The 25,502-nt window shown below is 40.6% G+C and carries 27 protein-coding genes; 8 read left to right on the forward strand and 19 right to left on the reverse strand.

Features of this window, described 5'->3' with window-relative positions:
* Positions 1 to 33: 33 nt before the first annotated feature.
* The 3 genes from spoIIM to LG336_RS19670 form a co-directional block, all read right to left on the reverse strand.
* Positions 34 to 675: a stage II sporulation protein M gene (spoIIM, locus tag LG336_RS19660; protein ID WP_404329178.1), complete on the reverse strand. Its 642-nt coding sequence runs from the start codon at positions 673 to 675 to the stop codon at positions 34 to 36.
* 130 nt (positions 676 to 805) lie between these two features.
* Positions 806 to 1,969, reverse strand: a complete 1,164-nt coding sequence (locus LG336_RS19665) for an endonuclease Q family protein (protein ID WP_404329179.1) — start codon at positions 1,967 to 1,969, stop codon at positions 806 to 808.
* A 1-nt stretch (position 1,970) separates the two neighbouring features.
* A complete protein-coding gene (locus LG336_RS19670) occupies positions 1,971 to 2,519 on the reverse strand; it encodes an NUDIX hydrolase (protein ID WP_404329180.1) in 549 nt (182 codons plus the stop codon).
* Positions 2,520 to 2,593: 74 nt separating this feature from the next.
* On the opposite strand from LG336_RS19670, the gene mciZ reads away from it, so the two are divergent.
* Both mciZ and LG336_RS19680 read left to right on the forward strand, forming a co-directional pair.
* On the forward strand, positions 2,594 to 2,746 hold the full coding sequence (gene mciZ, locus LG336_RS19675; protein ID WP_404329181.1) for a Z-ring formation inhibitor MciZ: 153 nt from the start codon (positions 2,594 to 2,596) through the stop codon (positions 2,744 to 2,746).
* Positions 2,747 to 2,825: 79 nt separating this feature from the next.
* A complete protein-coding gene (locus LG336_RS19680; RefSeq protein WP_404329182.1) occupies positions 2,826 to 3,737 on the forward strand; it encodes an aldo/keto reductase in 912 nt (303 codons plus the stop codon).
* Positions 3,738 to 3,784: 47 nt separating this feature from the next.
* Here the strand turns inward: LG336_RS19680 and LG336_RS19685 are convergent, their stop codons facing one another.
* The 3 genes from LG336_RS19685 to LG336_RS19695 all read right to left on the reverse strand — a co-directional run bounded on the left by LG336_RS19685 (position 3,785) and on the right by LG336_RS19695 (position 5,891).
* Positions 3,785 to 4,312: a GrpB family protein gene (locus LG336_RS19685; RefSeq protein ID WP_404329183.1), complete on the reverse strand. Its 528-nt coding sequence runs from the start codon at positions 4,310 to 4,312 to the stop codon at positions 3,785 to 3,787.
* A complete protein-coding gene (locus LG336_RS19690; RefSeq protein WP_404329184.1) occupies positions 4,312 to 4,572 on the reverse strand; it encodes a YqkE family protein in 261 nt (86 codons plus the stop codon). The genes LG336_RS19685 and LG336_RS19690 overlap by 1 nt, the downstream gene beginning before the upstream one ends.
* A 131-nt stretch (positions 4,573 to 4,703) precedes the next feature.
* Positions 4,704 to 5,891 carry an acetyl-CoA C-acetyltransferase gene (locus LG336_RS19695; protein ID WP_404329185.1) on the reverse strand — a complete coding sequence of 396 codons (1,188 nt, stop codon included), beginning with the start codon at positions 5,889 to 5,891 and terminating at the stop codon, positions 4,704 to 4,706.
* A 202-nt stretch (positions 5,892 to 6,093) separates the two neighbouring features.
* Between LG336_RS19695 and LG336_RS19700 the strand changes: the two genes are divergently transcribed.
* A complete protein-coding gene (locus tag LG336_RS19700; protein ID WP_404329186.1) occupies positions 6,094 to 6,246 on the forward strand; it encodes a hypothetical protein in 153 nt (50 codons plus the stop codon).
* A gap of 93 nt (positions 6,247 to 6,339) precedes the next feature.
* Positions 6,340 to 7,257, forward strand: coding sequence for an alpha/beta hydrolase (locus LG336_RS19705; RefSeq protein ID WP_404329187.1), 918 nt, complete (start codon positions 6,340 to 6,342; stop codon positions 7,255 to 7,257).
* Between the two features lie 37 nt (positions 7,258 to 7,294).
* On the opposite strand, the gene LG336_RS19710 is transcribed toward LG336_RS19705, so the two are convergent.
* A complete protein-coding gene (locus LG336_RS19710) occupies positions 7,295 to 7,624 on the reverse strand; it encodes an iron-sulfur cluster biosynthesis family protein (RefSeq protein ID WP_404329188.1) in 330 nt (109 codons plus the stop codon).
* Positions 7,625 to 7,761: 137 nt separating this feature from the next.
* Between LG336_RS19710 and LG336_RS19715 the strand changes: the two genes are divergently transcribed.
* Positions 7,762 to 7,962 (forward strand): CDGSH iron-sulfur domain-containing protein, encoded by a 201-nt coding sequence (locus LG336_RS19715; protein WP_404329189.1) that lies wholly within the window; start codon positions 7,762 to 7,764, stop codon positions 7,960 to 7,962.
* A 264-nt stretch (positions 7,963 to 8,226) separates the two neighbouring features.
* On the opposite strand, the gene LG336_RS19720 is transcribed toward LG336_RS19715, so the two are convergent.
* The 4 genes from LG336_RS19720 to LG336_RS19735 all read right to left on the reverse strand — a co-directional run bounded on the left by LG336_RS19720 (position 8,227) and on the right by LG336_RS19735 (position 12,348).
* Positions 8,227 to 8,562 carry a YolD-like family protein gene (locus tag LG336_RS19720; RefSeq protein ID WP_404329190.1) on the reverse strand — a complete coding sequence of 112 codons (336 nt, stop codon included), beginning with the start codon at positions 8,560 to 8,562 and terminating at the stop codon, positions 8,227 to 8,229.
* A gap of 57 nt (positions 8,563 to 8,619) precedes the next feature.
* On the reverse strand, positions 8,620 to 9,879 hold the full coding sequence (locus LG336_RS19725) for a DNA polymerase thumb domain-containing protein (RefSeq protein WP_404329191.1): 1,260 nt from the start codon (positions 9,877 to 9,879) through the stop codon (positions 8,620 to 8,622).
* 694 nt (positions 9,880 to 10,573) lie between these two features.
* Entirely contained in the window at positions 10,574 to 11,368 is a 795-nt protein-coding gene (locus LG336_RS19730; protein ID WP_404329192.1) for an SDR family NAD(P)-dependent oxidoreductase, read from the reverse strand.
* A gap of 14 nt (positions 11,369 to 11,382) precedes the next feature.
* Entirely contained in the window at positions 11,383 to 12,348 is a 966-nt protein-coding gene (locus LG336_RS19735) for an MBL fold metallo-hydrolase (RefSeq protein ID WP_404329193.1), read from the reverse strand.
* A 216-nt stretch (positions 12,349 to 12,564) separates the two neighbouring features.
* Between LG336_RS19735 and proC the strand changes: the two genes are divergently transcribed.
* The gene (gene proC, locus LG336_RS19740) at positions 12,565 to 13,407 is read left to right on the forward strand and encodes a pyrroline-5-carboxylate reductase (RefSeq protein ID WP_404329194.1); all 843 of its coding nucleotides are present in this window, start codon (positions 12,565 to 12,567) and stop codon (positions 13,405 to 13,407) included.
* A gap of 70 nt (positions 13,408 to 13,477) precedes the next feature.
* Here the strand turns inward: proC and rnz are convergent, their stop codons facing one another.
* Positions 13,478 to 14,416: a ribonuclease Z gene (gene rnz, locus LG336_RS19745; protein ID WP_404329195.1), complete on the reverse strand. Its 939-nt coding sequence runs from the start codon at positions 14,414 to 14,416 to the stop codon at positions 13,478 to 13,480.
* A gap of 240 nt (positions 14,417 to 14,656) precedes the next feature.
* Between rnz and zwf the strand changes: the two genes are divergently transcribed.
* Entirely contained in the window at positions 14,657 to 16,123 is a 1,467-nt protein-coding gene (gene zwf, locus LG336_RS19750) for a glucose-6-phosphate dehydrogenase (protein ID WP_404333231.1), read from the forward strand.
* Between the two features lie 91 nt (positions 16,124 to 16,214).
* Here zwf and gndA read toward each other — a convergent pair whose 3' ends face one another.
* The 6 genes from gndA to mce form a co-directional block, all read right to left on the reverse strand.
* Positions 16,215 to 17,624: an NADP-dependent phosphogluconate dehydrogenase gene (gndA, locus tag LG336_RS19755; RefSeq protein ID WP_404329196.1), complete on the reverse strand. Its 1,410-nt coding sequence runs from the start codon at positions 17,622 to 17,624 to the stop codon at positions 16,215 to 16,217.
* Between the two features lie 137 nt (positions 17,625 to 17,761).
* A complete protein-coding gene (locus tag LG336_RS19760) occupies positions 17,762 to 19,048 on the reverse strand; it encodes a DNA polymerase IV (RefSeq protein ID WP_404333232.1) in 1,287 nt (428 codons plus the stop codon).
* Positions 19,049 to 19,848: 800 nt separating this feature from the next.
* Positions 19,849 to 20,514 (reverse strand): FMN-dependent NADH-azoreductase, encoded by a 666-nt coding sequence (locus LG336_RS19765; RefSeq protein WP_404329197.1) that lies wholly within the window; start codon positions 20,512 to 20,514, stop codon positions 19,849 to 19,851.
* 985 nt (positions 20,515 to 21,499) lie between these two features.
* A complete protein-coding gene (locus LG336_RS19770; RefSeq protein WP_404329198.1) occupies positions 21,500 to 22,621 on the reverse strand; it encodes a M20/M25/M40 family metallo-hydrolase in 1,122 nt (373 codons plus the stop codon).
* A gap of 83 nt (positions 22,622 to 22,704) precedes the next feature.
* On the reverse strand, positions 22,705 to 24,255 hold the full coding sequence (locus LG336_RS19775) for an acyl-CoA carboxylase subunit beta (protein WP_404329199.1): 1,551 nt from the start codon (positions 24,253 to 24,255) through the stop codon (positions 22,705 to 22,707).
* Positions 24,252 to 24,674 (reverse strand): methylmalonyl-CoA epimerase, encoded by a 423-nt coding sequence (gene mce, locus LG336_RS19780; protein ID WP_404329200.1) that lies wholly within the window; start codon positions 24,672 to 24,674, stop codon positions 24,252 to 24,254. The genes LG336_RS19775 and mce overlap by 4 nt, the downstream gene beginning before the upstream one ends.
* Before the next feature lie 156 nt (positions 24,675 to 24,830).
* Here mce and prli42 point away from each other — a divergent pair, with 156 nt between their 5' ends.
* On the forward strand, positions 24,831 to 24,926 hold the full coding sequence (gene prli42, locus LG336_RS19785; RefSeq protein ID WP_170843842.1) for a stressosome-associated protein Prli42: 96 nt from the start codon (positions 24,831 to 24,833) through the stop codon (positions 24,924 to 24,926).
* Between the two features lie 69 nt (positions 24,927 to 24,995).
* On the opposite strand, the gene LG336_RS19790 is transcribed toward prli42, so the two are convergent.
* A complete protein-coding gene (locus LG336_RS19790; protein ID WP_404329201.1) occupies positions 24,996 to 25,502 on the reverse strand; it encodes a L,D-transpeptidase in 507 nt (168 codons plus the stop codon).

Below are 25,502 nucleotides of genomic sequence, written 5' to 3' on the forward strand. Positions count from 1 at the left end.
GATAACACAATCATTCTCACTTTAAAATGATTATTAACTAACGGAGAGAATGACTGCTTTAAGCAATGCCGGAGAGATTAACGCCTCGATCCCCGCAGCACCAGCAACGACAATTATTGCCCCCAAGAAAGAGAAAACGTACCTAAAAAACAGTGGCAAAACCGGTTGACTTATCTTTTTCATAAACTGATTTCGTATCATTCTCAACGAAAACATCACACTCAGTGCGGCCATAATAATGAAAACAGGAATGATAATCAGATTCTGTGGCAAGATCGAAACAAATGAAAGCAAAAAGCCATTCCATCCCATTTGATTAACAAGGAAGCCGACTGTAAAGCCAACTGTTACTCCCTTTATAAATAACATAATAAGGATAATCGGAAGTCCAATAATTGAAATCCCTAAAATCCAAATTAAACCAATAAATTTACTATTATGAAAAAAACTTTGGAGAAACAAATCTCGTGCTGCGTTGACTTCTCCTTTGGCTGCCTGTCCAAAAAATTGGGAGAGATAATAGAATAAATCTTCTTTTTGCGTAAAGCTAAGACTATTGACAATAACAGCTCCAAAAATAACTCCCATCAAAAATAACACGACAACAAACAGATAAATAGAGGAATATTCACGGAGATGATTTGCTGCGACGTTTTGATATTTTCTTTTCTTCATAGCTTTTTTCCTCCTGCACGATTGGATATTAGATTTTATGCAGAAGATGGGGTTCTATGACTAGCATTTAAAGATGTTACTAGAAAACTTTACTAGAAGGTGGCCTTTGGTCCTTCTTTCGCTCATCGGATCATTCCTGAATGATTTTCCCGTATTTTCCACCGCCCCCAGCATGGACTTTTAGCTCTCCACTACGGGCTTTAACAATGAGATTCGCTATTTTTTCAGGAACTGTCTCCTTCAAGGCTGAATGAGGTACCTCGTGTAAAACTGCCATTTCTGTCCCAAAATGATCCATTAGCTTTTCTAGTAGTTTTGGTCCTAAGCCAGGAATAAACTCCAGAGGAACCTGATGGACATAAGGCGGTCTGATGGCTTGTTGGTGATCCACTGATTTAAGCTCAGAGATTCGATCTGCAACCCCTTTTATAAATCTACTATGTCCACATTCTTGACAAGCCAATCCTTCCGAGAGCGGAACAAGACAATTCGCACACACGGTTCGATGATACTTCCCTAATAGTGGATCCAGCCCATAATTGGTTAAAACCTTTCTCCCCTCCTCAACTTTTAATGCTTTAGTAAATTCTTTGAACGAAACCTCTTCCAGTTTGATTTTCTGATATTCCCTCGCAATTTTCGCAAGGGAATGGGCGTCTGAATTGGTTAAGAATGTATAATCTTTTAACTCAGCTAATTGTTGTGCCATAGAAGTATCTGAACTTAGTCCAAGCTCTACAGCATCAATTTGATTGGGATCAAAAACTTCTGTTAGAGAACGCTTCACGCCTTTTCCATACAAACTCTTAAAAGGTGTGAACACATGGGCCGGAATAAATAAACCATCTAATTCTTTTGTTTTCACTTGCAGTTCTTTTCCAGTGACATACACACGCTGAGAGCTTAAATGAACATTTTTCAAATGAAGCTTTAACCAATCCGAAAATACTCGCATTGTCTTAAGATATGGAAAAAAGCAGAGTACATGGATTGGCCCTGTTGTTTCCTCACTATTGATTTCCAACTCTGACCCGAGGAAAATACCTAATGTACCGTACATTAAACCCCCATCAGGGTGTTCTGTAATCTCCCCAGCGGCTAGTAAGTCTTCTAATTCAGCGATTACTTCAGGGGAGTGACAGTCGATGATTCCTACTATATCTAATCCTTTTATATCCCTCGCATGACGAATAATGTTTGTTAAGGTTAAGGTCCTTGATCCAGTAATTTTCACGGCCCTACCTGAATTTGTCCTTCCGATATGGATATGTAAATCAGCGTAAAATTCACTCATTTTATTTAAGCGCATCCTTTAACTGCAAATATTGAACGGCAAAGGCGGTTTTTGCGTCATATATCTTTTGATCCTTCATCAGCTCTACGGCCTCACCGAGAGATACTTCTACAACGTTTACAAATTCATCTTCGTCAAGTGCCGCCGCATCTATCTTTTTTTTCAAGCCTGTAGCCACATATAGGTGCACTAATTCATCTGCAAACCCAGGTGATGTATAGAATGATATCAACCAATCAATGTTTTGGCATTCGTAGCCTGTTTCTTCTTCTAATTCACGGATGGCACATCCTTTAGGCTCCTCGTCTTTTTCAAGCTTCCCAGCAGGAATTTCAATGATAGTTCGTTCCAGAGCCTTTCGATATTGCTCGACCATGACAATTTTCTCATCATCGGTTATAGCAATGACCGCCACTGCACCTGGATGCTTAATAATTTCCCGTTTCGAGGTCTTTCCGTTTGGAAGCTCAACTTCTTCCACCTGAAGACTGATTACTCTCCCTGAAAAAATTTGTTCTGTATGTAATGTCTTCTCTTCTAATGATTTCATTTTTCCACTCCTGTTCTATTCCGATACTAAATGCTCATACATTTTATCATACTCGCATATAAGGTGGGATGGAGATGAAGGTTTACGTTTATGAGAATGGGTTTATGATGGCCGGCAAGGCCTGGGAAATTAAACAGAAATTAAAAGACTATGGCAAAGAATACGTTCTAGTGAAAGATTGGATAGAATCAGTCTCTAAGAGCGTACCCCGTTCACAAAGGTTGTAGTCATCCTGTTTTCTTCGATAGAATAAAGGAAACCTCTAGTAATTAGATTTGAGGAAAACGAAAGACAGGGTGTGTAGAAATGAAGAAAGTGCAATTAGGAAATTCTGATTTGACTGTTAGCGAAATAGGTCTTGGTTGTATGTCGCTTGGGACCAATGAAAAGAAAGCGCAGGAAATCATAGAAGCAGCCCTTGAAGAGGGCATCAATTATTTTGATACTGCTGATTTATATGATTTTGGCGAAAATGAAAAAATAGTGGGGCAGGCTTTAAAAAATGTTCGCGACGATATCATCATTGCAACAAAAGTGGGCAACCGTTGGAACGAATCAAAAGATGGCTGGAGTTGGGACCCATCGAAGGATTATATTAAAGAGGCTGTTAAACAAAGCCTTCATCGTCTACAGACTGATTATATCGACCTTTATCAGCTACATGGAGGCACAATTGATGATCCAATTGATGAAACCATTCAAGCCTTTGAGGAGTTAAAAACAGAAGGACTTATTCGCCACTACGGAATCTCTTCCATCCGACCAAATGTTATTCGGGAATATACAAAAGAATCAAATATTGTAACGGTAATGATGCAATATAGCATGTTGGATAGGCGACCTGAAGAGGCGGCTCTTCCTCTACTCGAACAAAATGGAATCAGTGCCGTCACTAGAGGATCCGTTGCAAAAGGATTGTTAAGTGATCAATTTCGTAATAAGCTGTCCGAAAAAGGTTTTCTAGACTACACACAAGAGGAATTGAAAGATATTCTTCCCTTGTTAAAAGAAAAACTTGCCTCTTCTAGATCTCTTGAGGAAGTCGCCCTGCAATATAATTTAGCCCATCCAGCTGTTGCCTCGGTTGTGACCGGGGCAAGCTCTGTAGAGCAGGTGCGGGCTAATGCGCGCGCAGTTAACCAACAGTCCCTTTCTCGAGAGGAAGTTGCTTTGATTCAAAAGTTAACCAAAGCAAATCAGTATAGCGATCACCGGTAGCAAAAACACAAGCAAAAAGTTAGAAAAAGGCAGCGATGGCTGCCTTTTTAATGGTATGGTCTCCATTTGTATGCCTGTTTCTCTAGTTCTTTTATGATGGGCTCTTTCTCTACCATATATGACTCAATATCATAAGGATTGCTTGCTGCTGCCCGTTGCTTAACTTCTGCATATTTTGCCGCTTGCTTCGGATGGGTTCGTAAATAATCACGGAACACTAGATGGCGGTTGATTTCTTGATTTCCTTTTTCAAAAGCATGAACATGATAAAGTCGCACCCCATTTTCGTTGCTTTTTAGAAAAAAACGGCGACCGTCAATTCCGTTCTCCCCCTTAGCTTCGTAACCCGCTCTTTCAATATCCCCCGTGACGAAATCAATGAACTCCAAGTTTTCCGCCTCAATCAAGATATCGATGATTGGTTTAGCACTTAAACCAAGGACTGAGGTACTGCCAATATGATAAATCCCAACCTCAATCTTTCCAAACAGATCCTTTAATAGAGCCTTTTCACTGTTAAAAAGATTCTCCCAATCCGGAGAATAGGGGACAACTTCAACCTTACGTTTTGTCATTATTTATATTTTTCCCAATTCATATCGCTTTTTTCCAACAGTTCCTCAAATGTCATGTTCTTCTCTCTTCTGCGTTGTTCTTCTCGCTTCTTCTTCGCTTCCAGCTCTTTTTGCTCTCGCTTTTGTTTTTCTTCTACTTCCTTTAGCTCTTTTTGTTTTGCTTTCAGCTGTGACATAAGGTCATTGTTCAGTCTATCGCCCAAAGTAACGGGCTTATCTTCTTTTTTTACCTGTTGTCTTGTTTGCTTTTTCTTCTTCATGCTGTTTCCCCTCTTTTTCTTTTTTTGGTTGATATTAAAATTATAACAAGCCAAATAAAAAATAGAAACGCCCCACAAGAGACGTTTCCATTTAATAATTGATATCGTTTTCAAAAAAGAGCGTTAAAAGCTTATGCAAGTTCTACGACTGTTGCAACTCCTTGACCGCCACCGATACATAGGGTTGCTAGCCCAGTCTTTGCCTTTTGACGTTGCATTTCATGGATTAATGTAACAAGAATTCTTGCTCCACTGGCACCAATTGGATGTCCTAAAGCAATTGCCCCACCATTGACATTTAACTTTTCTTTATTAAAATTCAGTTCGCGGTCCACAGCGAGGGATTGCGCTGCAAAAGCTTCATTTGCTTCAACTAGCTCAATATCCTCTAGTGTCATTCCCGCCTTTGTCAGGGCCTTTTTCACTGCAGTTACCGGTCCAATCCCCATAATACTTGGATCCACACCAGCATTGGCATTTGCTTTTATGGTGACAAGTGGCTTGATTCCTAGTTCTTCCGCTTTCTTTCTACTCATTACAACCAATACAGCGGCTCCATCGTTTATTCCAGAAGCATTTCCCGCTGTGACACTTCCATCCTTTTTAAAGGCTGGACGAAGCTTAGATAGCTTTTCAGCTGTTGTACCTTGTTTAGGGTACTCATCTGTATCAAAAACGATCGGATCGCCTTTACGTTGTGGGATACTGATTGGAATAATCTCTTCTTTAAACTTCCCCGCTTCAATCGCTTGTACTGCTTTCTGCTGACTTTGTGCAGAAAACTCATCTTGTTCCGCACGGGTGATTTCGTATTTATCACAAAGATTTTCAGCTGTTAGCCCCATATGGTAATCATTAAATGCACACCATAATCCATCGACAATCATGCTGTCAATAAGCTTCTGGTCGCCCATTTTAAAACCTTCACGTGCGTTATTCAATAGATATGGGGCTTGGCTCATGTTCTCCATCCCACCCGCCACAATAACTTCAGCATCTCCTGCAACGATGGCCTGCATGGCAAGGTGGACCGCCTTTAAGCCCGAACCACAAACTTTATTAATTGTCATAGCAGATACGGTTTCTGGAAAGCCTGCCTTTATGGCAGCTTGCCTTGCTGGATTCTGACCTAAGCCTGCCTGTAGGACATTTCCTAAGATGACTTCATCTACTTGATTCGCTTGTAGTCCTACCTTTTCCAAAGCGCCCTTCATTACAGTTGCTCCAAGTTCTGGTGCAGAAACATTTTTCAAGCTTCCGTTAAAACTTCCAATTGCTGACCTTGCTGCACTTACAATGACTACATCATTTTGTGACATGATTTCCCTTCCCCTCTTTGCCTTTTTATTCTTACTATTTCTACTACATCTTCCTTTTTCCCTTTCAGATTTAGTAGAAAGTTTATTTTCCTCTAGATTCTCATAAGTGGACAGGAAGGCTCTCTATGTAATTCATATGCATAAGCAGGCTACTAGAAGCCATCTTATTAGTGAATGCATTTTATTGAAGGGGGTTCTTATATTGAGCAGAAAACGAGACAAGGGCTACAGCCAGTCAGGCAAACCCAACGCTGATAATGTTAAACAAAAGATTGCTGCTGAAGAGCTTGACCGAGCGATTCATCCGACCAACCGTCAGAGCAGAAGTGAAGGATTTGGAAGACCAAATATATAAGAACAACAGCACGTTATAAGCCGCCCACTAGGAGCGGCTTTTTATCTATTCAAATGATAAAATGGAAATAAAAAGCTGTTTCCGGAGGTTACGATGAAAAGAGTGTTTCGTTATATCCTTTCTTTTTTAACTTTAATCACAGCAATTGGGATTTATTTTACGAATCGAATCATGTTTATTAAACAGAAACAGGAGGAAGAAATTCTTAAGCGTGATGAAGAGGCTGGGTTCTTGAAGCCAACTGAATTCGAAGCCCTCCCTAAAAGAGAGGTCGTCATTTCATCCCCTTTTGGTTATTCCCTTAAAGCCATCGTCATTGAACCTTGGGAAACCAATCGGTACATGATCTTCTGCCATGGGGTGACGGAAAATAAAATGTCTTCGGTCAAGTATATGAACCTCTTTATTGAAAGGGGATTTAACGCGATCATTTATGACCAACGTCGACATGGTGATTCAGGTGGCAATACAACTAGCTATGGTTTCTATGAAAAATTCGACCTGAAGGCCGTAGTCGACTGGCTTAGAGAAGATAAGGGTATAAAACTTTTCTTTGGTATCCACGGGGAATCGATGGGAGCAGCAACGGTGCTGCAATACGCGGGCATGCTCGAAGATAGTGCAGATTTTTACGTCGCCGACTGTGCCTATTCAAACTTCGAAGAACAGTTAGCCTATCGTGTAAAAGAAGAGGTAAAATTACCTCCGCAGCTGATGCTTCCAATTGCTCGGCTATTTTTAAAAATCCGTGATCGCTATCCGCTCAAAGAGGTATCACCGATTTCTGCTGTTGAACAGATTGAAAAACCTATTTTGTTCATCCATAGTAAGAAAGATGACTATATTTTACCGGACATGACTGAAAGGCTTTTTATGCGCAAAAAAGGCCCAAAACATCTATTCCTTGCTGAAAATGGTGTTCATGCTAGGTCCCTAACTGAAAATCGTGAAGAATACGCACAAGTTCTGGATGACTTCCTTCAAAACCTTGTCTATAAAGATAATCACTAATCCAAAAGTGGGCCTCACTAGAGACCCACTTTTATATTTACCCTTTAATTGTTTTGTCAATTAAACTCATGTTAGGATTGAAATATTGATTTGAGCTTTTCAACTGAAAGCAACCCCTGTTTGCGACGTAATCAATCGTCATGTTTTCATCAAAGAAGACTGTCTTTGATTTTTCTATATAAACAGGTAGCCCATTTGTCTGCACCCTTTTGTCTAAGTCACTTGGTTGATCAATAAACCAAAGCATTGCCGTTCCGCTGACAGAACAACAGTTTTCTGTATCATATTCTATTTTAAAGATTCCTTGTTTTTCAGCTGTTCTTTCTATTAATTTTTTTTTAGCTGCTTCTGTAACGATTATCTCCATTGCTAACCCACCCTTTTGTGTTCATTGTTTTATTTTAACATGAGATTGTATATAAATCCTTATAATGCACTTGCATTTTGTTCTATTCGATTTTACCATTAAAGAACGTACAAAATGGAAATTAAAGGGAGGATTTTATGTCTAAGGTTCAAATTAAGGTGAATGATAATGGCTCGCTTAGGGTTACAGGAGATGTTGAATTGATTGATGGTGAGGGGAATGTGTTTGAAACGAAGCCAACCTTTTCGCTATGTCGCTGTGGAATGAGCAACAATAAGCCATTTTGTGATGGTACCCATAAAGGAAAGTTTCAATCGACTGTCCGCGCCTCGAAATAATATTAAACGTAACATGTGAGCAATGGTTCTGCCATTGCTCTTTTCCTATGGCTCTTTTCTCAAACTTGTTGCTTATTAGATACAAAATAGAATCGATTAAGCTTTGTTCGCTGCAAATAGCTTTTAAACCATGAGAAAAGAGCTTGCAAACTTACTATAACGTACAAAATCGCTTATCTTGCGTTAAAATCAGCTTTAGGTAGTAAAAATCGGCTTTAAGATTTTTACAATTTTAACAACAATCCTTACGAAAACAGCCTTTCCTTATTCATCCACCGCTCTAACGTCTGCAATACTTGAAATTCCAATACGGTGAAGCTCTGCAAAGCGGTCCACAATATGAAGCTTGTTTGCAAGCGGGTCCCAATAATGAATTTTACCTATGACAATTTCATATTTCTGTTGCCGATAATGTGTAATCGCCACCAGCTGGTTTAACTCCATTGCTTCAAGGATGATTTCATTCATCACTTCAAGCTGTTGCTCATCCAGCTCCTTCTCCTTTTCGTTTTTATCTTCTTTCGTCCAGTCTCTAAGCATTTTCACATGTTCAGGTAACATCATTGATGTCCATTTTATCCTACCTCGGTCACGAATCATTCGCTTCCCTCCATCCTATTATGAATTGAAAAGTCTCAAAAAAGCGTAGCACCTTCGTCAACCCTTATGACCTCCAACTAGTTTTGCTCTGTGTAACGCTGTGCCTGCCGCAGTATAAGAAACAGCCCGAAGCAGTGCCATCGAACCGTGCCGGGCGCGAATTTGGTCCATTGTGTAGCCTAACTTATGTCTCCTCCAACCATCCGGATCAAAAAGATCGAGTTGAAATTGAGTATCTTGAGTAAGGTTTCCAAGTGAGATTGAAATGCTCCGCACCGTCTTTCCAGTGTAGTATTTTGAAAATAAATCGAGACACACTTCATAAAGCTCCATGGTAATATTGGTCGGTTTTTCAATTGTTTTGGAACGGTGAAAACCTCCGCCGAATTCATCCTGACTATACCCTATGCCAAAACTTACTGTCCGACCGGCTTTTCCGTGACTTCTTGCTCGACGAGCAACCTCCTCACATATTTCGAGAATGACGTGTTTAATTTCCTCTTTGTCTTTGTAATCCCGAAGAAGAATTTGACTTTTCCCGAAGCTAATCTGTCCCTCGATGATTGGAGCGCCAATTTCTGAGAAATCAATTCCCCAAGCATGGTGGTACAATTGATTTCCCATAATCCCAAATTTTTTCTCTAGTTTTTCAAGGTCATACCTTGCAAGCTGTCCAACTGTGAATATTCCCATACCGTTTAGTGTTTTTTCCACACGTCGGCCAATTCCCCACATCTCTCGTAGTGGCGACACCTTCCAGAGCGTCTTTTCGACATCCTCATAGGTCCATTCCGCAATTCCGTGCTTTTTCGCTTCAAGATCAAGGCAAAGTTTGGCCATCAACATATTAGGACCAATGCCCACAGCACATGGGAGCTGAAATTCTCGTTCAATATCAGACCTGATTTTTTTTGCAATCGTCTGGGCTCCACCAAAGAGCTTTGCTGTTCCATCTACTTTTATAAAGCTTTCATCCACACTATAAGTATGAATCGCTTCCTTGGGAGCATAGCGATTGAATACCTTAGAAATTTCAGTTGAAATTCTTAAATAGGTTGACATTTTGGGATCAACAATTTGAATCCGAGGATCTTTTGGGATTTCGAATAGTCTTGAACCCGTTTTAATGCCAAACTCTTTTTTCAATCGGGGCGAAGCAGCGAGAACGACACTACCAGAACGGTCAGTGTTGCCGACAACAGCCAGATAGCAGTCCAGAGGGTCAAGCCCAAGCATTACCGCAGAGCAACTTGCATAAAAGCTCTTCATATCCACACATAGAATTTGATTTTGCGGCATATTGCTGTAATCAAACATTTCTCTGACTCCTCTCTGATGTTTTCTCGCAAACCCCTCTAAAGGAACATTTGTTCTAATGTTATTATACTCATTATATTAAGCGAATATGCGTTCGGTTTCAACGGGAAATTTCACCCAATAAGAAAAGCGTAAGCGCCCTGGTCAGCGGCGTATGGCCTGAAGCGCTCCAACAGATATAGGAAACACGAAGAGCCGGAGGCGATTCGATGTTGACTTATCGTTGGGAGGAGTGCAAAAAGCATAGCAATTCACAAAAGAAAAAGCAGGGCAAATTCCAATATGGTTGCCCTGCTCTTTTCGTTATTCTTTGACACTCAACAATAATAGAGGGAAAAATTCCGCTTATTTTGTAAAAAGCATTGAATTTAGCTTAAATAAGCGGAGAAATTCCCGCTATTAACTCGAAAAACGTGAAAATGGAGGATTTTTATTTAAATAACGGGAGAATCTCCCCTTATATCTCCCGAAATGAGCTCCATTCTGAAATTAACGGGAAAATCTCCGCTTATTTTACTTTCGCTAGTTATTCAATTAAGGACAAGCCTTCTTATTATTTCTTCTAATGTAATGTTGACAGTAGATCAAAAATTGAAGTGCTAGAATCGTTGAGATTTAGCACCTAATTTATCGTGAAATTTGTTATTGCACCGTTACGAGAACCCGTTAGTTACCTCCAGCTGGTTTTCCTTTCCTATTTTTGATTAAACGCACGTTTTCCGAGACGTTCAAACATACGGGGAAAAAGCGCGTAGATCACGCTGCCGGCATTCATCCAACGCGGCAAATTAATTTCCCTTGTATTGGTCATCATCCGCTCCACAATCTGTTCGGCCACATATTCTGGCTGCAGCATAAACCTTTTGATGTTTTTAACATATGTACCTTGCTCATCGGCAATTTCAAAGAAATTGGTTGCAATTGGTCCAGGGTTGACAGCTGTGACAAAAATACCCACCTCACGAAGCTCCATGCGAAGGCTATTCGTGTAGCCTAGGACAGCATGTTTAGTCGCCGAATAAACACTAGATTTTGGTGTTGCAATTTTACCAGCTTGTGAAGCAATATTGATAATGTGCCCACTGCCTCTCCTCCGCATGCTAGGAAGCGCTAGCGATGTGCATGCCATCAATCCGATTACATTCACCTCAAACATCGCCTTGATTTCGTCCAAGTCTGCTTCGTGAGCATGGCGGAAAACACCAAACCCGGCGTTATTAACAAGAATATCAACATGGCCGATTTCAGCCAAAACTTCAGTAAAAACTTCACGAATAGCTTCGGTGTTAGCAACATCAAGACTTTTCACGATAATCGAAACTCTATATGATTGTTCAAGTTCTATTTTTAAACTCTGAAGCCTATCCATGCTACGAGCAAGAAGAACAAGATTAGCACCTTGCTTAGCAGCAAGACGTGCCATCTCCGCTCCTATTCCCCCAGAAGCTCCAGTGATTATAATATTCTTCCCTTGCAAGCGATTCTTCACCAAAAAACTTCACCTCATTTTGCAACATAGAGGAGCGTCGTGCCTTCCTCTACTACGGCAATTTCTTCAAGAGACAGTAAATAATCTAGCTGTGCAGCCGTTTCTGATATCGTCAAATTTAGCTCCTTCTGATAAACTTTCGGGAAGAGATTCTGGCAAATTTCAAAAGCGGTCTTCGGTTTCTCTTCGACCATAGATTTCACCTTCATGGCTCGGTCATGCTGTCGAGATAGCCTGTTATCTATTAAAGGCCTGGTGTCAGTAAAGTCTTGACCATGCCCAGCATGAACAAGTGAAATTGGGTACTCTTGTAGCTTCTTTAAGGTTTGATTGTATTGAAGCTGTGGTTTAGGACGTTCCGTTTCTCCCGGGTAAGGCGGTTCTAATAAGGGATTTGGCGAGATGTGGGCAAGCAATACATCTCCACCAATTAATACCCCATCGTCTTCACGCCAAAGAGCGATATGTCCTTGGGCATGACCATGGGTCTCAAGCACCCTCCACCCTTCAAGGCCAGAAGGAACATCATTTTCAAGCAAGTGACCAGCTAGAGAACACTCACTAGAATAACGAAGATTTTTTTTCATTTCATTAATCGTTGGAGCAAGACATTCCTGTGGAACGCCAAATTGTTGGTACAGCCTCGAGTAGAAATCATCGTGCTCCGATGAAAAGCTCTCGGTCCGCTTTAACCATCGTTCATTTAACGGATGAGCGTGAACCTCAAGCCTAGTAGGAAGGTATTGAAGCAGCCCAACGTGATCGGGATGATGATGAGTTAAAATGACTTGCTCAATATCCTCAGGTGTTAGTTTAAGCTCTGCTAATTGCGCTGTTAACGCTTCCCATGCTTCCTCGGTCTTGACACCAGCATCCACAAGAGTCAGCCTATCGCCCTTAATCAAATAACAATGGACATCACCAACCGCAAACGGAGTCGGTACTGTCAATTTTGCAATTCCATTTTTCCACTTTTCCATAAATATACTCCTTACTATTATAATTACATAAGACTTTTCTTATCATACACGTCAGAATAATCAGCAAAAACAAGTTTAACGAAAAAACCGTTCACTGTCATTATTTTAACAAAATATTTTCTGAAAAAACAAATAATTAATCTAGCCATCTTGACAGATCTCCGGTTTTTCGAGCAAACTAAGTAATTATCCCAACAAAATTCTGGAGGAAACCAAATGAAAAAGCTCGTGTTTATCGGAGCTGGTTCAATGGCAGAAGCCATAATGGCTGGAATCATTGAAAATAAGCTCATCAACCGTGAACAAATCTGGATGACCAATCGAAACAATCAACAGAAACTTGACCACCTAAAAAAGACATATGGAGTAAATGGCTCTTACAATTATGAGGAACTATTTACAGATGTCGAAGCAGTCATCCTTGCGATGAAGCCTAAGGATGCTGTTGCGGCTATAGGAGAGATTAAATCATTCCTTAATAAAGAAATCCTCGTTATATCTGTCTTGGCAGGGGTGTCAATCGAAACAATTGAGGCAGCTGCTGGTAAACAACTAGCAGTCATAAGGACGATGCCAAATACATCGGCTGCTATCAACCAATCCGCAACAGCGATTGCTGTGAACGATCGAGTAACTCGATCACAAAAGCAACTCGCTAAAGACCTATTTGAAACGGTTGGATTTACAGCTTTTGTAAATGAGGAACAGCTTGACGCCGTTACGGGGATATCTGGGAGCGGACCTGCCTATATTTATTATCTTGTAGAGGCAGTGGAAAAAAGTGCTGCGGAAATTGGACTGGAGCCAAAGTTGGCAAAAGATTTATTTATCCAAACGTTACTCGGTGCAGCTTCGATGCTAGCGAGTTCGGAAAAATCACCGGAACAGCTTCGCATGGAGGTTACGAGCCCAGGAGGAACAACTGAAGCCGGTATTTCAATGCTCCAAAAACACGAGGTACAAAAAGCCTTCATTTCATGTATAAAAGCAGCAACAGCACACTCTGAACAAATGGGAAAGGCACTTTCCCTAGAGTTAACAGTTACTAAACAGCCATAAACTATCTCAAAAGAATATAAACTATATAGTCTTTTCATCTAGAAAAAACACAGCAGACAAGGTAGGAAACCTAGTCTGCTGTGTTTTTTCTTAGGGGTATATTTACCTCTAAAAAATCTTCCGCTATGATGGTCTCGGGGAAAACCGTTCTCGCCTCTTGAGCAAGATGTTCCCACAGTTCCGGATTATAGCGGGAACTAATGTGGGTGATACATAGTTTCTTCACCTTCGCATTCCGTGCAGCTTCCCCTGCCTGAAGCGTTGTTGAGTGAAAATATTCATGAGCAAGCTCCGAATCCTCTCCTGAAAAGGTCGCCTCATGGATGAGCAAATCAGCATCAGCTGCAAGAGAATGTACAGCATCACATGATCTTGTATCGCCAAGAACAGTTACAACCCTTCCTTGTTGAGGATGGCCTAGAAATTCATTTGCTTCAACCCTTCGACCATCATGTAAAACGACCGGTTCACCGTCCTTAATTCTTTTATAAATTGGCCCTGGTGGAATGCCTAAGGCCTGCAACTTATCAACTTGCAATGTTCCAGGACGGTCCTTCTCCACAATCCTGTACCCAAAAGATGGGACACCATGCTCCAACAGCTTGGACTCGACAGTAAACTGATTGTCATCAAAAATAATGCCTTCTTCAATTTCAACGATGTTTAGCGAGTACTTCAAATAGGTTTTACTTACTTTCAGACTGACTTCAATAAATTCCTTAAGCCCTTTAGGACCATAAACCGTAACAGGCGATTCTCCACCCTGAAATGAACGACTAGCCAAGAGTCCTGGCAAACCATAAATATGGTCACCATGCAAGTGGGTAATAAAGATTTTCTCAATCCTGCGTGGCTTAATACTAGTATGTAAAATTTGGTGCTGGGTAGCCTCCCCACAATCAAATAACCAGATAGATCCTCGTTCCTCAAGAAGTTTTAAAGCAATGGCCGTCACATTCCTGAGCTTTGCAGGGATTCCAGCCCCTGTTCCTAAAAAAAACACTTCCATCTCAATAACTCCTTTTAATCTAGGCACTCTTTTCTACAACTCAAATTTATGCTTTTACTATAACACAATTGAACGGATAAATAAGAACAACTAGATGAAAACTAAATTTATCGTTTGCTAATTTAAAGCAAAAAAGCTAAAATTTTATACTTGTATGATACATTTTACATAACATATCAATTACAGAAAAAAGCGAGGTTCTTGACTTTGGCACAAAATAAAAAGCCTACAGCATTAATCATGATTTTCGGCGCAACTGGAGACTTGGCAAAACGCAAACTATTTCCTTCCCTCTATCGGTTATTCGATAAGGACAAACTCGGTGATTTTGCAGTCATCGGTGTTGCTAGAAGGTCGTTAACGAATGAAGAATTTAAAGCAAGTGTTGCTAAATCCGTTCATTCTGAGGCAGACGTAAACGGTAAAAAAGACGAATTTGTATCAAAATTTTACTATCACTCTCATGATGTAACGGATTCAGATTCCTATTCTTCCTTGAACACCCTAGCTGAAGAGCTGGACAGCCGTTATAATCTAAACGGAAACAGGGTGTTTTATCTAGCAATGGCTCCTGAATTCTTTGGAACCATTGCCGAGCACTTAAAAACGGATGGATTAACAGATACACACGGGTTTAAAAGATTAGTAATCGAAAAACCTTTTGGGCACGATCTTGAATCTGCAAAAAAATTAAATAGTCAAATTCGCACTGCCTTTACTGAAGATGAAATTTACCGAATTGACCACTATCTCGGGAAAGAAATGGTCCAAAATATTGAAGTCATCCGCTTTGCAAATGCCATATTTGAACCCCTTTGGAACAGCCGGTTCATCTCAAACATCCAAATCACATCAAGTGAAACACTAGGTGTTGAGGAGAGAGGGCGCTACTACGAAAAAAGTGGTGCGTTACGAGATATGGTACAAAACCATATGCTTCAAATGGTTTCCCTCCTAGCAATGGAGCCGCCAATTAACTTAACAACGGATGAAGTTCGTTCTGAAAAAGTAAGGGTCTTCCGAGCTTTGAGACCGATTAAAGGAAACGAGGTCAATGACTTCTTTGTCCGGGGTCAGTACGGTAAGGGAGTCATCACTGAGAATGAAGTTCCAGGCTACCGCGAAGAAGATATGGTTGATCAAGAATCTAATACTGAAACATTTGTTGCAGGTAAGCTTCTGATTGACAACTTCCGCTGGGCAGGAGTTCCTTTCTACATTCGAACCGGAAAACGGATGGAAGTAAAAACCACAAAGATTGTCGTAGAATTTAAAGATATCCCGATGGACTTATACAACAGGCAAGAGGGGTCGGTTCGCCCCAACCTCCTTGTTATCCATATTCAGCCAGAGGAAGGCATCACCCTCTATTTAAACGCAAAAAAGGCTGGTCAGGATATGAATTCAACCCCAGTAAAGCTAAGTTATGCAAACAAAGGAATCGATGGCCTTAACACGCCTGAAGCCTATGAGAAACTAATCTATGATTGCCTTAGAGGAGATGCAACAAACTTTACTCATTGGGATGAAGTTGCCCTATCATGGAGTTTTGTCGACAATATTTCAGAAGTATGGGAAAACGAAAAAGAGCAAAACTTTCCTAACTATGAATCAGGCTCAATGGGACCAAAGGCCTCCGACGCACTGCTAGAGAAGGATGGATTCTTCTGGTGGCCAGTGACCAACTTAGATGTTGAGAAATGTTAAAACAAATCCGGACGGACAGCCGTCCGGGCTTTCAGTCATAATAGAAAAACAGCGGACAGAATAGCCTGTCCGCTGTTTTTTCTTTTTCTGATTATTTTAACCACTCTGTGTGGAATACTCCCTCTTTGTCTACACGTTGATACGTATGGGCGCCAAAATAGTCTCGTTGGGCCTGTAGTAGGTTTGCAGGAAGAGTTTCAGTACGGTAGCTATCATAATATGCTAAAGCAGACGCTGTACAAGGAACAGGAATCCCTTGCTGAGCTGCAATGGCAACAATTTCCCTTAATGCCCCCTGATAGCTCTCAACAATCTCTTTAAAATAAGGATCTAACAATAAGTTTTTCAGTCCAGGTTCACGATCGTAAGCATCCTTAATCTTTTGTAGGAACTGTGCTCTGATAATACATCCACCTCGGAAAATCATCGCAATATCACCGTAACGTAAATCCCAATCAAATTCATCTGATGCCGCCCTCATTTGCGCAAAGCCTTGCGCGTACGAGCAAATTTTACTCATATACAGTGCCTTACGAATCGATTCAATAAATGCTTCTCGATCTCCAGTAAACGGTTGTAATTCCGGACCACGGAGCATCTTACTGGCAGTGACACGCTCGTCCTTTAACGCTGATATAAAGCGCGCAAACACAGATTCTGTAATCAGAGGCAGTGGAACTCCTAGGTCTAATGCGTTTTGACTTGTCCATTTCCCTGTGCCTTTTTGACCTGCAGTATCTAAGATCAAATCAACTAACGGCTTTCCAGTTTCTTCATCTGTTTTAGTGAAGATATCCGCGGTAATTTCGATTAAATAACTGTCAAGTTCCCCTTTATTCCACTCAGAAAACACTTGATGAAGCTCTTGTGCGGATAAACCTAAAACATTTTTAAGTAAGAAATAAGCTTCGGAAATTAATTGCATATCTCCATATTCAATTCCATTATGTACCATTTTCACGAAATGGCCTGCACCGTCAGGACCAATATAGGTCGTACATGGCTCATTATTTACTTTTGCAGAGATATCCTTGAAAATTGGAGCAACTAAATCGTAGGCTTCTTTCTGGCCTCCAGGCATAATGGAAGGACCTTTAAGCGCACCTTCTTCACCACCAGAAACCCCTGTACCAATAAAATGCAACCCTAATTCGCTTAATTCTCGGTTTCTTCGTTGAGTATCAGTGAAAAGCGTATTTCCTCCATCAATCAAGATATCGCCTTTATCTAAATAAGGTTTTAACTCTTCAATCGTTGCATCGGTTGGAGCTCCTGCTTTAACCATCAGCATGATTTTACGTGGCTTTTCCAAAGAGTTTACGAATTCCTCAATAGAAAAAGTACCGAAAATATTCTTTCCTTCTGATTCGTTTAGCATTTCGTCAGTCTTTTGGCGGGAACGGTTATATACGGACACAGAATACCCTTTACTTTCCATGTTCCAAGCTAGATTTTTCCCCATGACTGCAAGCCCAACGACACCAATTTGCTGTTTTGCCATTCTACTACGTCCCTTCTATACAATCGATTCGATTAGTGGATAAGCAAACTCTAATTTAGCAGTTAAAAGGTAAGTTTGCAAACATATGATTCTTCTCTTCTTATTTTTTGACTCTTCGCTAAAAAAATACCCTTTGGTTAGTCTTTTTTATGTAAACCTTTTGATTTCCTTTCTTGAAGAAAATCTTTATTAAAACTAGTGCCATGACCTTTATCAGTCAGTAAAGGTTTCTGATTCAACCGACTGCTCGCACTGCCAATAATATTTTTCCCGAATTTATCTTTCAACTTAGACATCGTATTCAATAGCGGCTCCTTCTCTGCTTCTTTTTCATAAGAAAACAGATCAAGTTGTTTGACAGCCGTATCAAGCTCCTCCAAACCTGTTGCAGTGACCCCGAGGAGCCTTACAGGGTTCCCCTCCCAATGCCGTTCAAACAAGCGCTTTGCAGCCTCAAAGATTTCATTTTTCCGTGCAATTGGGTTATCAAGCTTCTGGCTCCTAGTAATCGTTTGCCTATTTTTGTAGCGTATGGTAATCCCAATAATGGTTGCTACGACTTGTTTCCGATTCATTCTTGTTGCAACTTGTTCAGCAAGCTTTTCAAGTACCCCAACTAACTCTCTCTGATTGGAGATATCTCTCGGTAATGTCGTCGAATTACCAATACTTTTAAAATCATAAACCGAGTCAGGATCAACAGACCTCTTGTCTATGCCATTCGCTCTTTCTCTAAGTCTTACTCCATTAATACCAAGCAACGCCTTTACCTGTATTTCGTTTGATTTTGCTAGGTCTCCAATTGTAGAAATGCCAATTCCCTTGAGTTTTTCTGCTGTCTTTTTGCCAACACCATGCATCTCTTCAACATCTAGCGGCCAGAGGATTTTAGAAACATCACGTTTCCTCAAAATGGTAATTCCCATTGGTTTCTTCATATCAGAGGCTGTCTTCGCAAGAAATTTATTTGGAGCAATGCCGATACTACAAGGTAAATCAAGCATATCAAGGATGCGCTTCTGAATCATTTCAGCAATGAGAGGTGGTGAACCTAACTCTTGACTGTCAGTAATGTCGACATAGCCCTCGTCAATGGACACGGGTTCAACTAAACTTGAGAATTGTCTGAGTAAATCAAACATCGCAGCAGAGACTGTACGATACCTCTCGAAGTTCGGAGTTTTTATGATTAAATCAGGACATAACTTTCTCGCTTCCCAAAGCGGCATCGTCGTTTTGACCCCAAGCTTTCTGGCTTCATAGCTACAAGTGATGATAATCCCTCGCCGCTCCTCTGGATTCCCAGCAATCGCCAACGGTTTTCCCTTTAATGAAGCATCATAGGCCATTTCAACGGAGGCATAAAAGCTATTCATATCGACATGAAGAATCACTTTTCCGTTTTTAGGATACATCTCGTTTATTTTCACCACGTCCCTAAATATGTTCGAGGTTATTTTACCATTAAAAAATAAAAAAGACCCGCATCACTGTAACGGGTTCTGTTTTGAAATACAAAATACGAATTAACATTGCTTTTCGTATAGTAATTCGCACTAGAATTAAAAAGCAATTTGGCAAGTAAATCAGAAAAGAAAAATGGTTGGAGACATATGCTCCAACCATTTTTTATCCCAAGATAAGCACCGGTTCAGCGATTTCCAAATTGCCAGGAAATAAGCTACTAAAATAAGTGGAGAAATTCCCCTTATTAAGGAAATAGCACAAAAAATAGATTAAATAGAGGGAAAGATTCCGCCTATTTAATCGAAAAACATGAAAATGGACCATTTTGGTTTGCCTTAACGGGAAAAACTCCCCTAATATCCCCCGAACCGAGCCCTATTCTGCAGGCTAACGGGAAAAACTCCCCTTATTTAAACAATCAGAGGTTACTCAATTAAGGATAAGAAAGAATGTCTGCTTCATTTATCTGCCTCTCAGACATCAACATCCACCCCCTGCTAGTTAAATATCATTTGTAGCACACCAATTGGTCTACCAATTAGCATGCGAATTTTCATGTCGACAAAAACTTATGACACCATGTTAAAAGGGTTCGAAATTCAGGGCGGATTTACCGTTTATTTTATTAAACCCCATATATATCTACAAAAAAGAAGCAGTCTAATTCAGTTGCGAATAGGACTGCTAATTGGTGTGCTAATTTAGTTTTTGTATTCGAAATCCGAACCCTTTAACATCACTGCGAGTCGTTTAGTTCTTATATAGTTACGGTGCCTTTTGCCATTTCTTTCGCAGCTTCTACTGCCTGTTCTTTGGCTTTTGCCATGATTTCAGGAATTTGCTTAGGGAAATGGTCCATTCCTTCTGCTACGATTGTGTCCATGACATCCATTCCTAAGAAGGTAAGAGCCTTTCTTACATATTGATCGCCCATTTCAAAATCGACCATTGGTCCAGTTGAGTAAATTCCCCCACGTGTTTGGATGTGGATAGCTTTTCTATTTGTAAGCAACCCTTTTGGACCATCTTCGGTTGTAACAAACGTTTTATTTATCAGGAACATATTATCCATAAACTCTTTTAAAATCCCTGGTGCACCTAGGTTCCAAATCGGGGTAACAAACACATAATAATCAGCTGCAATAAAGCGATCAGCTAGCGCATGCATCGCAGTGAATTTTTCTCTTTCAGCATCTGAAAGTTGGCCAAATGTGTACCCCATGAAAGATAGCTTAGCACGTGCGTACAAAAGGTCCATATCAATACGTGGGATATCCATATCGTATAAGTGCATTCTTTCAATTTCTACTTCCGGTTGTTCTTTTTGGAAGCTTTCAAGAAATACCTCACCAATTTGTGCCCCTTTAGAAAGACGCACTTCTTTTTTTGGATTGACTGTTATATAGAGTAGCTTTTTCGACATTTTAGCATCCCTTTCCATGTAGATATGATTAACCTACTCTAATTTTACTTAAAACATCCATGTGCAGGGTTGAACAAACAGTGAAAATCATGAACAATTTGTGACGGATAACGGAATACAAAGAGAGCATCTAAAAAGATGCTCTCAAGCTGTCGAGAAACCCTAGACAGGCCACGTAAATTATTAATAGATAGTCTATTATGAAAAGAGGCTGTTGATTTGCGCTCCAAGGCGCTTCCGCTTTTCTATCTCCTCGCCGCCTTTGGCGCCTTTGGGGTCTCCCCTGCCCCGTACTCCCGCAGGACACTGAATTACAACCTTGAATTTGCCCACGAACGAGAAAATGTGCAGTTCATTTTCGAGGAGTCTTCGCTCCTTCAGCTCCAATCAACAGAGTTTGTTTAATGGAAATTGACCCACACAATCTGTACGGGTCAAAAATAAGGTAAATTCGTAATAAGAAATGTGTGGTAGAACCATAAAAAAAGTCAATTGTTTATCTAAATCAGGAAAATGCACTTGGTACCGTTTCTCTGATTTCAATTGCAATTTGGTCACATTGAAACCGTCAATGTGACCGGTTCTCGGATTTCAATTGTAGTTGGTCACATTGAAGTAATGAATTAGCCAATACCCTCTTCAAAAGGTAGATGAAACCGAATTACCCAAAAATCCCCCAAAAAAACCAATTAATAAGGCCGTACTTATCTCTGATTGGAATTAGGTGGATATTCACTGTTTCAGTGGTCTCAGTGATCTCAGTGATCTCAGTGCAAAGCCAAGGGAAACCCCACAAGCGCTTGAAGCGCCCATGAGCTCCCCGCGGAAAGCGAGTGCCCAAAGAGGAAATCACCAGGTTCACTTACCAGTGCGCATCATTTAATTATGAAAATCGGTAATTTAGATTATGCCAATATAAAAAATTGCCGAGAAAGATATACTTTCTCGACAATCTGAGAGCATCTTAAAGATTCTCTGCTCTTCCTTATTGTGCTGCTACTTCTTCAATAATTGCAATGACCATTTCTCCAAGCTTTTCGAGCTCTTCAATCGGCATCTTTTCATTCGTTGTATGGATATCTTCATAGCCAACAGCTAGATTAACAGTTGGAATGCCAAAACCAGCAATCACATTGGCGTCACTACCGCCTCCACTTTTTAGCAGCTCACAACTGCGGCCGATTTTCCCAGCAGCTTTGCGCGCAATCTCAACGACAAGATCGCCTTCGCCGTATTTAAATCCAGGATACATAACATCGATATCGACATCAGCTTTCCCACCCATTTGTTCGGCAACGGATTCAAAAGCTTCCTTCATTTTAGCAACTTGCGCTTCCATCTTGTCTGGCACAAGGGAGCGTGCTTCAGCCAAAATCTCAACATGGTCGCAAACAATATTCGTTTGGGTTCCACCTTGGAAACGACCGATATTCGCTGTTGTTTCTTCGTCAATTCGTCCAAGTGGCATTTTAGCAATGGCCTTAGCTGCAATTGTAATGGCAGAAACGCCTTTTTCCGGTGCTACACCAGCATGAGCTGTTTTGCCATGAATGACGGTCGATACCTTTGCTTGTGTTGGCGCAGCAACGACGATGTTCCCGACCTTCCCATCACTATCTAAAGCATAGCCATATTTTGCAATTAAGCGAGATGGGTCCAGAACCTTTGCCCCTACTAAGCCTGACTCTTCTCCAACTGTAATAATAAATTGAATCGTTCCATGCGGAATTTGCTGTTCTTTTAAAACACGCACAGTTTCCAGCATAACAGCAAGGCCTGCCTTATCATCTGCACCAAGAATGGTCGTTCCATCCGTCACAACATACCCATCTTTAATTGAGGGTTTTACCCCGCGAGCGGGAACAACTGTATCCATATGAGAGGTAAAATAGATTGGATCTACTCCCTCTTTTGTTGCTTGAAGCGTACAAATTAAATTGCCTGCACCATGGCCGGTTTGTTCTTTTGTATCATCCTCAAATACTTCAACACCAAGGTCTCTAAATTTCTGCTTTAACACCTTGGCAATTTCCGTTTCGTACTTAGTTTCTGAATCTACTTGAACCAACTCAAGAAATTCATTCAACATGCGTTCGTTATTTATCATCTATGAGACCTCCAAGTTTATGTATATACCATAACAGTATACATTTGTAACTTTCACCTAAGCAAACTTTAGATATGAATCAGTTACAATGGAATGTTCCCATGTTTTTTCTTTGGACGGCTTTCTTTTTTCGTACGTAACATCTCAAGGGATTGAATAATTTTAATTCTTGTTTCTCTTGGATCAATTACGTCATCGACCATCCCTCTACTCGCAGCCACATACGGGTTCGCAAACTTTTCGCGATACTCATCGATTTTTTGTTGTCTGGTTGCTTCTGGGTCAGCACTATTTTGGATTTCCTTAGCAAAGATAATATTGGCTGCTCCTTGAGGACCCATAACGGCAATTTCTGCATTTGGCCAAGCAAACACTAGGTCAGCTCCAATCGATTTACTGTTTAAGGCCACATAAGCACCGCCATAAGCCTTTCTCAAAATGATGGTCAGCTTTGGAACGGTTGCCTCTGAATAAGCATAGAGAATTTTTGCACCATGACGAATAATACCACCATGCTCCTGCTTAATCCCTGGGAAAAATCCAGTGACGTCTTCAAAGGTAATGATTGGGATATTGAAAGAGTCACAAAAACGAATAAATCGAGAAGCCTTATCGGAGGAATCGATATCAAGACCACCTGCCATAAATTTCGGCTGGTTGCAAACAAGACCCACCACTTCTCCTTTTACTCGCGCAAGACCAATTACAATATTTCGTGCAAAATCTTTTTGGATTTCCATAAAAGAATTGGCATCAACCACTTGTTCAATTACAATCCGAACATCATAGGGTCTGACGGCATCGAATGGAATTTGATCTGTCAAATCAGGGCGATAATCATCCTCATTGTCAACTTCAAGTCTAGGTGGTTTTTCCTCCTGACTCTGCGGCAAATAACTTAGAAGTGCTCGAACCATTTCTAAAATCTCAGGCTCGGTTTCTGCTCGAAAATGGGCATTGCCACTTACCGTGTTATGTACCTTTGCTCCACCAAGGTCCTCAGCAGATATTTTTTCACCTGTCACGGTTTCAATTACCTTTGGACCTGTTATGAACATCTGGCTTGTTTTTTCAACCATGAAAACAAAGTCTGTAATCGCTGGCGAATAAACCGCACCACCTGCACAAGGCCCCATAATAACAGATATCTGCGGAATAACTCCCGAGTAAATTGAATTTCGGTAAAAGATTTGTCCGTAACCATCTAGAGAAACAACGCCCTCTTGAATTCTTGCCCCTCCAGAGTCATTTAACCCAACAAAGGGCGCTCCGTTTTTAGCAGCAAGGTCCATCACTGTGGCAATTTTATGGGCATGCATTTCTCCTAGAGCACCACCAAACACAGTGAAATCCTGAGAGAATAAATAAATAGGACGACCATTGACTTTTCCATATCCGGTTACAACACCATCTCCTGGACCCTTTTGATTTTCTAGTCCAAAGTCAACAGACCGATGCTCGATAAATGGATTTAATTCAACAAAACTACCAGGATCGACTAGCAAATCAATTCTTTCTCTGGCGGTTAGTTTTCCCTTTTCATGTTGCTTATCAATCCGCTCATCTCCACCGCCAAGTTCAATTTCCCGTCTACGGTCATAAAGCTCATTTATTTTTTCATAGATGTCCGTCATTTTATTATTCCTTCCTTTCCCTTCTTTTCACAAAGCTCAACGAGAACGCCTCCAGCCGACTTAGGATGCATGAATGCAACCAATGCATTGCCCGCTCCTGTTTTTGGCTTTTCCTGGATCATTCTTACCCCTTTTTCTTTCATTTCATTGATTCTCTCCTGAATGGAGTCCACTCCAACGGCCACATGATGAATGCCTTCGCCCCGTTTTTCAATATAGCGCGCTACCGTGCTCTCCTCAGAAGTGGGTTCAAGCAATTCAATTTTTGATTCACCAATCTTTAAAAAAGCTACACGAATCATCTCGCTTTCAACCTCTTCAATCCCTAATAAAGGCAGCTGCAAGACTTCCGTATAAAAAGGAAGGGCTTGTTCAAGGGATTTAACCGCTATACCAATATGGTCAATCTTTTTAATCATCTAGTTCCCTCCATCTATGAAAAGTGAATTTACTCAATACTCTCTATATTCGCTATAAATCGTCATATTCCTGCAAAATAAGGTGTTGAACAAACTGTCATTCAGATGTAGTATAGTAACTAGAACGATGAGCAATTTTCGAAAGGAGAATGACACTTGGGTAAAAGAAAAACCCGTAAGATCATCATTTACGTCATGCTATTTGCGATGCTTGCCTCTACACTCTTTACGGGGATAGCAGCTTTTCTATAATCAAATTTAAGATCTAAATTATATTCTACTAATAAGAAAGGACTGTTCCGTGGGGAACAGTCCTTTTTGCTATTCAATCGCTCCATATTCTGTTGCTAACTGTTGAAAACTCTTGTTGGTAGTGATAACAAGTATTTTCGTACCAATAGGAATATAATCAAACAAAGATACTACCGCTTCATTTTGCAATCTAATGCATCCTTGCGAAATATACTTCCCGATAGAGGTTGGATCGTTCGTACCATGAATACCGTATATTCGCCCATCAGTATCCTTTGCATCAAAACCGATCCATCGTTTCCCCAATGGATTACGAGGATCTCCACCTGGAATATCTTTTTTTCTATAATAAGGATTAACCGCTTTAACCGTAACAGTGAACAAACCTTCAGGCGTCATTTCCCCTGTCTTCCCAGTAGCAGCACTTACAACAGTTTGAACTCGGTTTTCATTAATAAAAGCTACTTCATTTGTTTTTTTATTTATGATTAGAAATGGGTCTCCAGGGAGGGGGGTAGAACCTAATGGCCATATTGGTGAAACAACTAAGAGAATGGCGACGATAAGACCTTTCAA

This window comes from Mesobacillus maritimus, from assembly GCF_044803185.1.
Lineage (GTDB): Bacteria > Bacillota > Bacilli > Bacillales > Cytobacillaceae > Mesobacillus_B > Mesobacillus_B maritimus_B.

Excerpts from the sequence above, each read along its gene's own strand:
- zwf (WP_404333231.1), top strand. The coding sequence starts at position 14,657 with ATGATTTTCGGCGCAACTGGAGACTTGGCAAAACGCAAACTATTTCCT.
- rnz (WP_404329195.1), bottom strand. The coding sequence starts at position 14,416 with ATGGAAGTGTTTTTTTTAGGAACAGGGGCTGGAATCCCTGCAAAGCTC.
- mce (WP_404329200.1), bottom strand. The coding sequence starts at position 24,674 with ATGATTAAAAAGATTGACCATATTGGTATAGCGGTTAAATCCCTTGAA.
- LG336_RS19680 (WP_404329182.1), top strand. The coding sequence starts at position 2,826 with ATGAAGAAAGTGCAATTAGGAAATTCTGATTTGACTGTTAGCGAAATA.
- LG336_RS19770 (WP_404329198.1), bottom strand. The coding sequence starts at position 22,621 with ATGATAAATAACGAACGCATGTTGAATGAATTTCTTGAGTTGGTTCAA.
- LG336_RS19695 (WP_404329185.1), bottom strand. The coding sequence starts at position 5,891 with ATGTCACAAAATGATGTAGTCATTGTAAGTGCAGCAAGGTCAGCAATT.
- LG336_RS19720 (WP_404329190.1), bottom strand. The coding sequence starts at position 8,562 with ATGATTCGTGACCGAGGTAGGATAAAATGGACATCAATGATGTTACCT.
- LG336_RS19765 (WP_404329197.1), bottom strand. The coding sequence starts at position 20,514 with ATGTCGAAAAAGCTACTCTATATAACAGTCAATCCAAAAAAAGAAGTG.
- LG336_RS19665 (WP_404329179.1), bottom strand. The coding sequence starts at position 1,969 with ATGAGTGAATTTTACGCTGATTTACATATCCATATCGGAAGGACAAAT.
- gndA (WP_404329196.1), bottom strand. The coding sequence starts at position 17,624 with ATGGCAAAACAGCAAATTGGTGTCGTTGGGCTTGCAGTCATGGGGAAA.
- LG336_RS19685 (WP_404329183.1), bottom strand. The coding sequence starts at position 4,312 with ATGACAAAACGTAAGGTTGAAGTTGTCCCCTATTCTCCGGATTGGGAG.
- spoIIM (WP_404329178.1), bottom strand. The coding sequence starts at position 675 with ATGAAGAAAAGAAAATATCAAAACGTCGCAGCAAATCATCTCCGTGAA.
- LG336_RS19690 (WP_404329184.1), bottom strand. The coding sequence starts at position 4,572 with ATGAAGAAGAAAAAGCAAACAAGACAACAGGTAAAAAAAGAAGATAAG.
- LG336_RS19670 (WP_404329180.1), bottom strand. The coding sequence starts at position 2,519 with ATGAAATCATTAGAAGAGAAGACATTACATACAGAACAAATTTTTTCA.
- LG336_RS19735 (WP_404329193.1), bottom strand. The coding sequence starts at position 12,348 with ATGGAAAAGTGGAAAAATGGAATTGCAAAATTGACAGTACCGACTCCG.
- LG336_RS19725 (WP_404329191.1), bottom strand. The coding sequence starts at position 9,879 with ATGTTTGATTACAGCAATATGCCGCAAAATCAAATTCTATGTGTGGAT.
- LG336_RS19710 (WP_404329188.1), bottom strand. The coding sequence starts at position 7,624 with ATGGAGATAATCGTTACAGAAGCAGCTAAAAAAAAATTAATAGAAAGA.
- mciZ (WP_404329181.1), top strand. The coding sequence starts at position 2,594 with ATGAAGGTTTACGTTTATGAGAATGGGTTTATGATGGCCGGCAAGGCC.
- LG336_RS19705 (WP_404329187.1), top strand. The coding sequence starts at position 6,340 with ATGAAAAGAGTGTTTCGTTATATCCTTTCTTTTTTAACTTTAATCACA.
- LG336_RS19715 (WP_404329189.1), top strand. The coding sequence starts at position 7,762 with ATGTCTAAGGTTCAAATTAAGGTGAATGATAATGGCTCGCTTAGGGTT.
- LG336_RS19775 (WP_404329199.1), bottom strand. The coding sequence starts at position 24,255 with ATGACGGACATCTATGAAAAAATAAATGAGCTTTATGACCGTAGACGG.
- proC (WP_404329194.1), top strand. The coding sequence starts at position 12,565 with ATGAAAAAGCTCGTGTTTATCGGAGCTGGTTCAATGGCAGAAGCCATA.